The organism is Pseudomonas sp. SDO5271_S396, assembly GCF_054071795.1.
This window is the reverse complement of record NZ_JBSVWB010000002.1, coordinates 284,021-296,155: the sequence shown is the minus strand read 5'-3', so window position 1 is coordinate 296,155 and position 12,135 is coordinate 284,021. Positions and strand designations below refer to the sequence as shown.

The window sequence follows — 12,135 nt, the reverse complement described above, 5'->3', positions numbered from 1 at the left end:
CCTAATTGGCCTCAGTTTAAGGCAAAGAGGTGTCTACGAAACCCGGGGCGATTCAAGATGCAACCCAGTTCAAGATCGATATGCTCCATCAGAGGAACATACATGTAAGGCGTGAGGGGCTTCTGACTCTTGGGTTGTTGTATGAGCCCGGCCCGTACTGGAACAGAGTCGGAGAGCCGGTAACTCTTAAGCTCGATTACGGCAACTTGTATAGGGCGTGGGTGATGGACGAAGGGCTATGGGTTCCTGTCAAACTTATCAACGAAGATAGTTATCCGAAAACGATGATGGAGTGGAATATCCAGCGCAAATCCGGACTCCCAGTAGGCCAGCATACCCCTGAAGGACTTCAAGCTATGCAGGAACAACATCACCTCAAGCAGTCCCTTCTGACTCAACAGCAGGAACGTCGGCTGCAGGAAAGCCGGGATCTTGAAGACAAGATGTGCGAGATCAATCAGCCTGCATCCAGCTCACTCCTGGAGCCCAAAGCGCCTGCAAAGCCTCACCAAGGCCCTATACCAGTCATGATGGGGTATGACATGTGACCCACTTAAGCCCGCAGGCATTAGCGCTACTGGAGCTTTCTCGTGAGGAGCGGGCGCTTGCGTGCATGCGTGACGTATTCCTTACCTACCCCACAGCGATGGCTGTTGAGCACAGTGCCAAGCGGCTACTCGCGTCCCCCAGAAATACGTCAAACGCCGGGATGTCGCTCATCGCTCTTCCTGGCTTAGGCAAGTCGACGATTGGAGTGAACTGGGAAAAGCGAAGCTTTGATCCTGCGTCGGATTGGCCGGGCAAGATCATTTATCTCGACCTGGTTAAAAACAGTGCAAACCTCAGCGTGATGAAGCTGTTCCTGGCTGCAATCGGGGAACGGTTTCATACACGCCCATTGAATCTTAGCTATCGAGATGTGGGCTTGGCTAAGACTTTGGTTCGGGAGCATAACGTACGCGGGGTTTTTATTGACGAGGCTCCGATGTTAAGGCTCGCTTTAACTGGAGCGCCTGTGAATCGTGAGCTGGGCTCAATAAAGGGGCTGGCCGGGCACGAATGGCAGCTAAATGTTGTTTTAGCTGGAACGCCAGACGAAATGTATGCTTTGTTTGACAATGATGAAACACTCAAGTCAAGATTCAATATTCGAGTGGGTTCTCTAAGCTATTGGAAGAATGATGATGAGGGCAGGTCATTTATTAAAGGGTACTTGGCACTCATGCCGCTAGAGCAGCGTTCCGTACTCAATGATGACTTCTTTAAAATACTTGAGAAAAACACGCTCACAACTACTACTGTTCGAAAGAAATTGGTTATTTATAACTCGCGCCGTGCGGTGGCTGATCTGACTCGTGAAGCGTGTCGCGCGGCAGTTGAGACCGGGCAAGAATATGTCAATCCGGAGATATTGGTTAGCACTGTTAACGCAATGAAGAACGTCATCGAAGAGATAAATCTAAATGACTATGCTCGACCGGACTTAGGCCCTTTTGCGTGAGCACCGTTATCGTCATTGCGACTGAATGTTGTCTGCTCGGAAACGACGTTGCAGGGCTGACGGGAGACGAAGCTGCACGGGCAGCAGCGATGACTCTAGTGTCCTGTCTCGAAAATAAGCCGGTCACTTTTGGCGGAGTCTTAGGGGCCTGGCCGGGATTGCCACTCCTCGCCATAGGCCTGCTATGGCTCGTCGCGGCGCGTTCGCGGAACACGCGAGCCACTCGCCCAAAGAGAACGTATTTCCAAGACAGGGCTCTAGCCGAGGTGGTACGCGTGATGCCCTGGCTCCCCTGAGAGCACAGAATTTGAAAAATTAGAATTTAAGGATTCATGGCTACGGGATTGAGAACCAGGCTCAATGACGATCAAATCAGAGAAATGGTCAGATGCCTCAGGCAACCAAAAGGTCTTGGAGCAGTGCCTTGAGCACTTTCGTACAGTCACTCAGCCAGCCGAGTCACAGACCGCTTCACAGGCAACCCCCAGCGCACCTGAACGAGAGGTTCTGCTGCTGGCTGCGCCGGCAGGAACTGGAGCCACCGCATTGCTGCTCCACCTGGCGTCTCTCTTAAGTCTAGAAGGCCAGAACGTCCTCTCGGTACTCGGGGGCACGACGCTAGAACCGACTGATTTCAGGCACGCGCTGAGTATTGCGGCTGGCATGCCTGGCGAGCTCGCAACCAAGGTTGACTCGGTCATGACCGAGCTGGGCCAAGTAGGGGTCATGCCGAGATAAAGGGAAAATTCACTCACTTCCATCCTATCCGCATGTTTTATATAGACTTTTTAAGGATGCAACTGAGTCATGCCGAGATAAGGCAAAAATTAGGACATTCGTTCTCTAACCTACTGTATTTAAACGAATAAATTAGAAGCTTTGCTCAAGCAAAAGCTGCTTCGTGCTCAATCGCTTCAGCCATCCATGGAGGAAGCTTGGATCTATGCGAATTCAATACCTGCCAATCGCTACTCGACAGGCACGTGCGCAGCTTCGCGACTGCCTCTTGGGCGTGGGGTTTGCCCAACCAGGCAAGTGCACGTACAGCGTCGCCAGCAATGGTCGCTCCGAGGGCGACCTGCCACTGTGGCGCATGTTCGATTCTCACCTGAATTTTGCCTAATTGCAGGGTTCTCGGCCGTCCGCCGGTGATAAATACTTCCTTAATCGACACCTGCTGCGTCAGCCCTAGAAGGTTCGCTGCGCGGGCACCGCTTAACGCGATTACCTGATGGCTTTTCGAAGCTATCGCACTGACGACCTTCTCCGTCGCCGGCGCGCGTTTGCCGAAGCGCCCAGTGACCGGCGCCACATAGAGGCCACGTGAAATCCGCATCAACTCCCCGCCCTTGGCTAATCGAGAGAATGCTTTGTCCACCGCTGCACGGCTAGCCAAATGAAGGAATTCGTTTGGTGCAAGAATGCCTCCTTCAGGAAGAAGCCTGCTGTGTTCGATGATTGCCGCGGGAAGGGATTTCATGGATGGCTAGTTTTTGAAATATGTCAGAAACCTAGCAACAATCCTGACACTGATCAACGAACTGCGGCGCGGCAATCGGCAGTCGGAATAGGATTCGCGCCCAATCGCTACAGCCATCTAGAGAGAAAGGATGGATCAGCCGTTTGGTTGCACTCGCAGAAGAGCCTCAACACGATTCGCAACCTGCCTGCGGCGGCTACTAATTGATCAATTATCTATGTCGAGATAATTGCAGATAATTCCCGCAATCCGTGGCCGGCTCGAGATCGAAAAATTGGAAAAAAAGGCGAGTTAGAGGGCCAGCGGAGACTGCCAGCTAGCCGACAGGCGCGGGCTCTGAATAGCCCGTCTTCACGCCCTGCGTGGCGGCGTAATGGCGGGTTTGGAAAACCAGGACATCCTGCATCTGCTTGCTGACGTCTTCCTCCAGCCCCCACTCATAGGCCAGCTTGTCGAGCTTGTAGCGAGAGACCAACTGGGTCGCCCGCGGCGAGCGCTCGGCCGGTTTCAAGCTCGACCAGCTACTGACAAAGCCTTTTAGGCGCGCGGCTTTGTCCGTTGTTACACAGGGAAAGCGACGCAGTAGGTCGACCAGATAGAGGGCGCGCAGCTTCTGCTCAGGCTCGCGCAGCTTGCCCGCTACTTCACGCTGCAGTACTGGCACAAGGTCGCGTTCTTCGTACCACAACTGCTTAGCGAGCTCCACGAGGGCATCGGACGCAACTTGGCTGAGGCGCTGCTGGGTGACAGTCTCCAGGAGCGCGCCAAAGCTTTGCTTACGATCCAGACGTGGCATCTCGCCCATCCTCTAGGTACTTCGCTGTGACCAATTTTAGGCAGCCTAGCATTGCGCTTCGGTTACCCACGGCATAATCGATTGCCTCTGTTGCCAGTGTAACAAACTGGCCGACATCGACACGGCCGCATTCGATGAGCTGTTCGATATCAGATTGATCGTTTTCCGTAAAGCGGCCGAGCTTGGATATTGCTAGGTCAACGCCGGCGGCAACGAAGATATGCAGCGGCTGCTCACCCTCGAAACCCTCCATGGGGATGGCGCGCTCGCGGTAGTCTTCGTGCAGTGGCCCGAGGGCATTGGTGTAATTCTGATCCAGGTACACCTGCAAGTCGCGGCCGTCGCTGTCCTCATAACCCTCTGGCGGTGTGTAGACGGCCATGATCTCGTCCTTACGCAGCACACGAGCCGCCTCGATCTCCGCATCGATGTCCGCACTACCACGCGCATGGGTGAGCAGGTGCACCGCACAGCCGCCGAAGACGAAGACCTTGAGCGAGCCTGGTGGGTTGCCATCCAGTAGCGGCAAGGCCCGGGCGAACAGGTTACCAATGGCCTGGCCCAGCGGCGTAGTCAAACGAACAGGTTCCGCAGCCCCTTCATTGGTCGTCTCAAGTAGTGTCATCTTCACCTCCATTCAGCTCATGGACTCAGTGTGCCGGTTCATGAGCTGCGTGCGCCATCGCTGTTCGCAAGCGGTGCCCCGAGTAGCTTCAGCTGTGTAGTGGCTTCGACCAGGCGCTCCTGCAGGCTCTGCGCTTGCTGCGCCTGGATCGCCGAGGCTTCGCCCAGCCGGGACACCTCCTCCTGCAATGTGCTGCAACGCTGTTCCAGGGCTTCATTCGCGCGCTCAGCGCCGGTCAACGCGCTCTGGGCGGCTTCCAAGGCCTGGACCTTCTGCGCCAGTAGCTGTTGCTGCGCATGTTGCTCTTTTTGCAACTGCCGGGCCTCGGCGAGCAGGCGCGCATTGTCGCGGTTCAACTGGGTCAACTCGTCCTGCTTGATTATCAAAGTCTGCTGCAGTTGCCGCAGTTCCAGTTGCAGCTGCTGTACCTGCGACTCGTGTCGACGTTGTTCCTGCTCACGCTGCTCCTTGCTGGCCTGTCGGTAGTGCTCCAAGGCGTCGCGCGCGTGCTGATGCTTTTCCTCCAGCGAGCGAATCTGCCCATCGCGGTCCTGCAGGCGCTCCTCCAAGTCGCGGTTGGCCTGCAATAGGCGGGCACTCTCGATCTCGGCCTGCTGGCGTTGCTGCTGCGCCTGCTGCAGTGCTTGCTGGGCAGCTTGGAGCTGTTCCGTGAGCCCGCTGCTCTGACTTTCCAACTGCTGGATTCGGCCTTCGGCTTGCCGAGCCTGGTTCTGGAAATTGAGCCGTTCACGTGCCAGTTGTTCGCGCTCCTGGGCCACAGTGGCCTGCGCATCCTCCTCTAGCTGATCTGCCAGTTGGCCGACCAGGTTAGCCAACTGTTCGCTGAGCGGGATTGAGCCCGCATCCCGGCCGCGATCGGCATTTTCGAGTTCTTTCAGGTAGCGGTGAATGGTGGTTTTCGAGCCGGTATTGCCAAGTTCGACCCGTACCGCGTCGATGCTTGGGTTCTCGCCCCGCGCCAGGATCGCCTGTCGCGCCTTCTGAACCAGTGCCTTGTTGATGCCGCCGCGGGCCATGGTCTGCTCCTACGATTTCGTAGTGGATTACATACCATGTATTTACATACTAAATTTGATTGATGTAAAGCGCGTTCAAAGCAAATAAATCAGATAAAATAATGGAGCGTTATTCAACATGATCGGCACAAACGGTCGCTTAGCTGCCGTTTTCCAGTACACAAAGGGCATTTCGAGCGATGAAAGACGTTGGGCGCTATCTGCAGGCCGGTACGCGGGAAAACACCCGCCGCAGCTATCAGTCGGCCATCGAGCACTTCGAAGTGACCTGGGGCGGCTTCCTGCCCGCCACAAGCGATAGCATCGTGCGCTACCTGGTGGACTACGCCGACACCCTAAGCAGCAGCACGCTCAAGCAGCGCCTGGCTGCTCTGGCTCAGTGGCATATCACCCAGGGCTTTCCTGATCCGACCAAGACGCCCACGGTGCGTCAGGTGCTCAAAGGCATCCGTACATTGCATCCGGCGCAAGCCAAGCAGGCCGCTCCGTTGCAGCTGCAGCACTTGGAGCAGGCGGTTCAGTGGTTGAATCAGGAGGCCGAACGGGCTCAGCAGTCCGGCAATTTGGCAAGCCTGTTGCGTAATCGGCGCGATGCGGCGTTGCTGCTGATCGGTTTCTGGCGGGGTTTTCGCAGTGACGAACTCTGTCGACTGCAGGTCGAGCATATCCAGGCCGAAGCCGGTGCGGGCATGAGCCTTTTCCTGCCACAAAGTAAGGGTGACCGGGAAAATCTCGGCACGACTCATTACGTACCAGCCTTAAAATGCCTCTGCCCGGTACAGGCTTATCTCGACTGGATCAGTGCCGCCGGCATTGCCCGTGGCGCAGTGTTCTGTCGCTTGGATCGCTGGGGGCACTTGGGCAGCGAGGCCCTGCATCCCGGCAGCCTGATTAGCTTGTTGCGCCAAATCCTACAACGCGCCGGTATCTCGGCCGAGTTGTACACCAGCCATTCGCTACGCCGAGGCTTCGCTACTTGGGCCACGGCCAATGGCTGGGATCTCAAGGCCTTGATGACCTATGTAGGCTGGAAAGATATCAAGTCCGCCATGCGCTACATCGACCCCGCCATATCCTTTGGTGGCCTTGCAGCTAAACCTGCCCTTGAGCTTCATGCTGGCCCTTTGGATCAGCTTTCAGCTTCTCATTAGCATCTGCACGCATCAAGGACGACAGTGCAGCATGAAGCGCAATCGGGCTCGCTGTTAGCACTTACAGGTAGTTTGGCCGCTCTAGAATGAGCTTTATAGGTAATTATAGAGCGACTATAGAGCGATTATAGAGCCCTGCTCTGGACGCCCGATTGAACCAACAGCTGACTCGCAGAAACTGCTGTCTTTCTGTAGACTAGCGCTGCCATTGAGTTACCAAAGACACTCGATAAGACCTCATGCTTACCCTGCAAAACATGATCTGGCTGCCTACGCCGCCATAGCGCTACGCCCCCCGCATCATCTGTGATTGCTTGCTCTGCCAGCGGTCGCACTCTGCTGTGCACTCGGTTTCATTGCCTGCACAGCTCCCCAACATCTGACAATTTGACCTCGTATCGACCAGATGCACATGGCCTGCGCCATGCTGTGCTGCGCGATCCATTGCCTTGGAAAATCTGATGCTCCACTCGTTAAAACAAACCTGGTTGTCCAACATCCGTGGCGACATCCTCGCCGGCCTTGTGGTCGCACTGGCCCTCATCCCTGAAGCCATCGCCTTCTCGATCATTGCCGGGGTTGACCCCAAGGTCGGCCTGTACGCCTCTTTCTGTATTGCCGTGGTGATCGCCTTTGTCGGTGGCCGCCCCGGAATGATCTCGGCTGCAACCGGGGCCATGGCACTGCTGATGGTCACCTTGGTCAAAAACCACGGTCTTGAATATCTGCTAGCCGCCACGCTGCTATGTGGCGTGTTACAGATCGCTGCTGGCTACCTGAAGCTCGGCTCACTGATGCGCTTCGTCTCGCGCTCAGTGGTGACCGGCTTCGTCAATGCGCTGGCGATTCTAATCTTCATGGCTCAGCTACCCGAACTGACTAATGTCACCTGGCACGTCTATGCTATGACAGCCGCAGGCCTCGGCATCATCTATCTGTTCCCCTATGTGCCGAAGCTCGGCAAGGTGATCCCCTCACCGTTAGTGTGCATCCTGGTCTTGACCGCAATTGCCATCTACCTAGGGCTGGATATCCGCACGGTCGGCGATATGGGCCAACTGCCGGATACGCTACCGATCTTCCTCTGGCCTGACGTGCCGCTGACCTTCGAGACCCTAGCGATCATCTTCCCTTACTCGGCAGCGCTGGCCGTGGTCGGCCTGTTGGAGTCGATGATGACCGCGACCATTGTCGACGACCTGACCGACACCCCCAGCGACAAGAACCGCGAGTGCAAGGGCCAGGGCGTGGCCAACATTGCTTCGGGTCTGATCGGCGGTATGGCCGGCTGCGCGATGATTGGTCAGTCGATCATCAACGTGAAATCCGGCGGTCGTTCGCGCCTGTCGTCCCTTGCCGCAGGCGTATTCCTGCTGCTGATGGTGGTATTCCTTGGCGACTGGCTGAAGCAGATCCCGATGGCTGCGCTGGTGGCAGTGATGATCATGGTGTCCATCGGCACCTTCAGTTGGGATTCGCTGCGCAACCTGAAGAAGCACCCGCTGTCGACCAACATTGTCATGGTCGTCACCGTGGTGGTCGTGGTGGCCACCCATAACCTGGCCTTCGGCGTGCTGGCCGGCGTGCTGCTGGCCGCGATGTTCTTCGCCAACAAGGTTGGCCATTACATGGCGATCAGCTCTTCGCTGGACGAAGCCGGCGAGCATCGTAGCTACAACGTCACCGGCCAGGTGTTCTTCAGCTCGGCTGACAAGTTCGTCGCGGCCTTCGACTTCAAGGAAGCCCTGAACAAGGTAACCATCGACCTGAATCGCGCCCACTTCTGGGATATCACCGCCGTTGCAGCTTTGGACAAAGTGGTCATCAAATTCCGCCGCGAAGGCACAGAAGTTGAAGTACTGGGCCTCAACGAAGCGAGCGCCACTATCGTGGATCGCTTCGGTGTTCACGACAAACCCGACGCCATTGATCAACTCATGGGCCACTGAGAAGGAGAACAACAATGACCCAAGTAATTGCCTGTATCGACGGTTCCTCCTCGGCTCCAGCCGTGTGCGACTACGCGGCCTGGGCCAGTCTGAGCCTGGAAGCCCCGCTGACCTTCCTGCATGTGCTGGATCAGCGCCAGTACCCGGTTACGGCCGATCTGAGTGGCAATATCGGCCTTGGCAGCCGCGAGCATCTGCTCGATGAGCTTGCTTCCCTGGATGAACAGCGCGGCAAGTTGGCCCTTGAACAAGGGCGGATCATGTTAGCGGCCGCGAAAGAGCGGGCCATGGCGGATGGTGTGACCGCGCCTGAGTCCAAGCAACGTCATGGCGATTTGCTGGAAAGCCTGCAAGAGCTGCAAACCGAAACGCGCCTGCTGGTCATCGGTCGCCAGGGCGAGTCCAGTGGCGGCCTGAGTCAGCATGTCGGAAGCCAGCTGGAGAGCGTGATTCGTATCATGCACCGGCCGATCCTGGTCACCCCGGCCAACTTCCAAAAGCCCGAGAGCGCGATGCTGGCATTCGATGGCGGCGCTACTACCCGCAAGGGTGTGGAGATGCTGGCAGCCAGCCCGCTGCTGAAGGGACTGCCGATCCACCTGGTCATGGTTGGGCCCGTGAGCGATGAAGCGTCCGCGCAGCTGGACTGGGCGCAGAAGGTGCTGATCAACGCCGGCTTCACTGTTCGCGCCGAGACCCGGAGCGGAGAGATAGAACCTGCCTTGCACGCCTATCAGAAAGAGCATGGCATCGATCTGCTGGTGATGGGGGCCTATGGCCATTCACGTATCCGGCAATTCCTGGTCGGGAGCACCACGACCAGCATGCTCCGCACCACCACCAGTGCGCTTTTACTGCTGCGCTAATGGCCATGGACGACGCCCTCGATCTTGCCCATTTCAAGACCCTGCTGGAAAAACGGGCTGCCGAGCTGGATCGATTGCTGGAAGACGCTGAGTCTCGCTCGCAATCGGTAGAGCTGGATCAAAGCAAGGTAGGGCGTTTGTCGAGGATGGACGCACTCCAGCAGCAAGCAATGAACGATGCCATTCGCAGTCGGGCGCAGCATGAACGCGTCCGCCTCCAGCTGGCCCTCAAGCGCTGGCACGAGGGTGAGTATGGATGGTGCGCCCAATGCGGCGAGTTGATCGCCTCGGGCCGTCTGGAGTTCGATTCGGCAACGCTGCTGTGCATCACCTGCGCCAGTCGCACCGAGTCGGGTTGAAACCGTCACGACTCGTGGCATCAGTCCCAAGAGGCGCCGCGCTGGCTCCTGCAGTCTGCGTCCCGGCACTGCAAGCTGTGGTGATGCGAGTGTCCCTCGGCTGTTGCGATCTCACTGATGCAATAGCCTTGGCTCTCGTTTCCTGGCACGGCGTGGTTTTCCTTTAACCCGCGCAGCAGGACAGTTGCTTCACGTCCTTGCTGAAGGTTTGCGCGGCGAGTTTCAGTCCCTCCACCATGGTCAGGTAGGGGAACAACTGGTCGGCCAATTCCTGCACCGTCATCCGCGCCCGGATGGCGATGGCGGCGGTCTGAATGATCTCGCCAGCTTCTGGAGTCACCGCCTGCACGCCCAGCAGCCGGCCGGAGCCCGCTTCGGCGACCATCTTGATGAAGCCGCGGGTGTCGAAGTTGGCCAGCGCACGTGGCACGTTGTCCAGGCTCAGCGTGCGACTGTCGGTTTCGAGGCCGGCGTGGTGCGCTTTCACCTCGCTGTAACCGACGGTGGCCACCTGCGGATCGGTGAACACCACGGCCGGCATTGCATCGAGATTGAGCGTCGCCTCGCCGCCAAGCATGTTGATCGCCGCGCGAGTGCCGGCCGCCGCCGCGACATAGACGAACTGCGGCTGGTTGGTGCAATCGCCGGCCGCATAGATATCGGGGGCGCTGCTGCGCATGCCGGAGTCGATCTGGATGGCGCCGTGTTCATCCAGTTGTACGCCGGCTGCTTCCAGGTTCATGCCTTGAGTGTTGGGCGTGCGGCCGGTGGCGACGAGCAGTCGGTCGACACGCAGTTCGCCGTGGTTGGTAGTCAGCACGAACTCGCCGTTTGCGTGGGCCACCTGGCTGGCTTGCGTGTGCTCCAGCACTTCGATGCCTTCCAGGCGCAAGGCCGCCGTCAGCGCTTCGCCGATGGCCGGGTCTTCGCGGAAGAACAGCGTGTGGCGCGCCAGGATCGTCACCCGGCTACCCAAGCGCGCGAAGGCCTGCGCCAGTTCCAGCGCCACCACCGAGGAACCGATCACGGCCAAACGTTTGGGAATGCTGTCGCTCACCAGCGCCTCGGTAGAGGTCCAGTAGGGCGTGCCCAGGAGGCCGGGAATCGGCGGGATGGCCGGGCTCGCGCCGGTGGCCACCAGGCAGCAGTCGAAGGCAAGGATGCGCTCGCCGCCGCCTGCCAGTTCCACGCTGAGCGTGCGGCCATTCTGGAAACAGGAGGTGCCGCGCAGTACGGTGATGGCCGGGGTACTCTCCAGAATGCTTTCGTACTTGGCGTGACGCAGCTCGTCGACGCGACCTTGTTGCTGGGCGAGCAGCCGTTCGCGCAGCACGCTCGGCGTGGTGGCGGGCAATCCAGCGTCGAACGGACTCTCGCGGCGCAGGTGTGCCACATGCGCGGCGCGAATCATGATCTTCGACGGCACGCAGCCAACGTTGACGCAGGTGCCGCCGATGGTGCCGCGCTCGATCAGGGTAACGCGGGCACCGCCTTCCACTGCCTTGAGGGCGGCCGCCATGGCGGCGCCGCCGCTGCCGATGATGGCAACGTGCAGCGATTGCTCATCGCCGGTCTGCGTAGTTTCCCGACCCGGCCAGCCCGGCACCTGGTCGAATGGACCGGCAGAGCCGTCGGCGATCCGCGCGCGATAACCGAGTGCGGTGACCACCGCGATAAGCGGCTCCAAGTCCACATGGCCATCGGTCGCGATCGCTGCCAATCCCTGCGGATAGGACACGCTCGCCGAGCGCACACCAGCCACCTGCTGCAATGCCTGTTTGACGTGCTCCGTGCACGATCCGCAGGTCATACCCTCCACCTGGAGCTCGATCATCACTTTTCTCCCATCTTCGAATCGGCTGTGCAGCAGGCCTCGGCTTTACGCTTCTTGTGCAGGGCATAAAGGGTCAGCGCGATAAATGCACTGAGCGCCGGAAACAGTACGTAGTCCAGGTAGCCGACCCAGGCGGATAGGCCAAATACCCCGAGCAGAATCACCAACACTGGCGTGAAACAACACAATGCCGCCACTACCGATCCGCTCACGCCGATCTTCAACAGCGGTTTTGGGTTGCACATGGTCACTCTTTGAGCGAAGCCGGGTAGCCCGCGTTTTCGCTGGCTTGGGTGAGCGCTTCGACACTGGTCTTGGCATCGTCGAAGGTGACGATGGCTTCGCGGTTCTCGAAACTCACCTCGGCCTTGGTCACGCCATCGACCTTGGTCAGCGCCTTCTTCACCGTGATCGGGCAGGCGGCGCAGGTCATGCCGGGCACCGCTAGGGTGACGGTCTGGGTGGCAGCCCAGACAGGCGTGGCGATAAGGGTTGCGAAGGCGAGGGATGCGAGCAGTCTTTTCATGGCTAACTCCG

At 58.4% G+C, this 12,135-nt stretch carries 13 protein-coding genes; 6 read left to right on the top strand and 7 right to left on the bottom strand.

All coding sequences use genetic code 11. The features are described 5' to 3' along the window. The first annotated feature begins 224 nt into the window (after positions 1–224). Together ACW9IN_RS03095 and ACW9IN_RS03090 are read left to right on the top strand one after the other, a co-directional pair. Positions 225–548, top strand: coding sequence for a hypothetical protein (locus ACW9IN_RS03095; RefSeq protein ID WP_457364480.1), 324 nt, complete (start codon positions 225–227; stop codon positions 546–548). 65 nt (positions 549–613) lie between these two features. Further along, positions 614–1,501: a TniB family NTP-binding protein gene (locus ACW9IN_RS03090; protein WP_044308088.1), complete on the top strand. Its 888-nt coding sequence runs from the start codon at positions 614–616 to the stop codon at positions 1,499–1,501. Positions 1,502–2,384: 883 nt separating this feature from the next. On the opposite strand, the gene ACW9IN_RS03085 is transcribed toward ACW9IN_RS03090, so the two are convergent. The 4 genes from ACW9IN_RS03085 to ACW9IN_RS03070 form a co-directional block, all read right to left on the bottom strand. Continuing rightward, complete coding sequence (locus ACW9IN_RS03085) at positions 2,385–2,981, bottom strand: DUF6088 family protein (protein ID WP_079386421.1); 597 nt, start codon at positions 2,979–2,981, stop codon at positions 2,385–2,387. 316 nt (positions 2,982–3,297) lie between these two features. Beyond that, on the bottom strand, positions 3,298–3,777 hold the full coding sequence (locus ACW9IN_RS03080; RefSeq protein WP_021018593.1) for a hypothetical protein: 480 nt from the start codon (positions 3,775–3,777) through the stop codon (positions 3,298–3,300). After that, the gene (locus ACW9IN_RS03075) at positions 3,758–4,402 is read right to left on the bottom strand and encodes a DUF6036 family nucleotidyltransferase (RefSeq protein WP_021018594.1); all 645 of its coding nucleotides are present in this window, start codon (positions 4,400–4,402) and stop codon (positions 3,758–3,760) included. The genes ACW9IN_RS03080 and ACW9IN_RS03075 overlap by 20 nt, the downstream gene beginning before the upstream one ends. Before the next feature lie 38 nt (positions 4,403–4,440). Then, positions 4,441–5,439: a DNA-binding protein gene (locus tag ACW9IN_RS03070; RefSeq protein WP_059399964.1), complete on the bottom strand. Its 999-nt coding sequence runs from the start codon at positions 5,437–5,439 to the stop codon at positions 4,441–4,443. Positions 5,440–5,618: 179 nt separating this feature from the next. Between ACW9IN_RS03070 and ACW9IN_RS03065 the strand changes: the two genes are divergently transcribed. The 4 genes from ACW9IN_RS03065 (at position 5,619) to ACW9IN_RS03050 (ending at position 9,764) form a co-directional block, all read left to right on the top strand. Then, complete coding sequence (locus ACW9IN_RS03065) at positions 5,619–6,590, top strand: site-specific integrase (RefSeq protein WP_021018600.1); 972 nt, start codon at positions 5,619–5,621, stop codon at positions 6,588–6,590. 461 nt (positions 6,591–7,051) lie between these two features. Continuing rightward, positions 7,052–8,539 (top strand): SulP family inorganic anion transporter, encoded by a 1,488-nt coding sequence (locus ACW9IN_RS03060; RefSeq protein ID WP_021018601.1) that lies wholly within the window; start codon positions 7,052–7,054, stop codon positions 8,537–8,539. A gap of 14 nt (positions 8,540–8,553) precedes the next feature. Then, positions 8,554–9,405: a universal stress protein gene (locus ACW9IN_RS03055; protein ID WP_021018602.1), complete on the top strand. Its 852-nt coding sequence runs from the start codon at positions 8,554–8,556 to the stop codon at positions 9,403–9,405. Next, positions 9,405–9,764, top strand: coding sequence for a TraR/DksA family transcriptional regulator (locus tag ACW9IN_RS03050; RefSeq protein WP_038405180.1), 360 nt, complete (start codon positions 9,405–9,407; stop codon positions 9,762–9,764). The genes ACW9IN_RS03055 and ACW9IN_RS03050 overlap by 1 nt, the downstream gene beginning before the upstream one ends. Positions 9,765–9,927: 163 nt before the next feature. Here ACW9IN_RS03050 and merA read toward each other — a convergent pair whose 3' ends face one another. Genes merA through merP form a run of 3 tightly spaced genes read right to left on the bottom strand, consistent with a single transcriptional unit; the run spans position 9,928 to position 12,124 of the window. Continuing rightward, the gene (gene merA, locus ACW9IN_RS03045; RefSeq protein WP_457364479.1) at positions 9,928–11,598 is read right to left on the bottom strand and encodes a mercury(II) reductase; all 1,671 of its coding nucleotides are present in this window, start codon (positions 11,596–11,598) and stop codon (positions 9,928–9,930) included. After that, positions 11,598–11,843 (bottom strand): mercury resistance system transport protein MerF, encoded by a 246-nt coding sequence (gene merF, locus ACW9IN_RS03040; RefSeq protein ID WP_021018605.1) that lies wholly within the window; start codon positions 11,841–11,843, stop codon positions 11,598–11,600. The genes merA and merF overlap by 1 nt, the downstream gene beginning before the upstream one ends. A gap of 2 nt (positions 11,844–11,845) precedes the next feature. Beyond that, the gene (gene merP, locus ACW9IN_RS03035) at positions 11,846–12,124 is read right to left on the bottom strand and encodes a mercury resistance system periplasmic binding protein MerP (RefSeq protein WP_021018606.1); all 279 of its coding nucleotides are present in this window, start codon (positions 12,122–12,124) and stop codon (positions 11,846–11,848) included. Positions 12,125–12,135 lie beyond the last annotated feature (11 nt).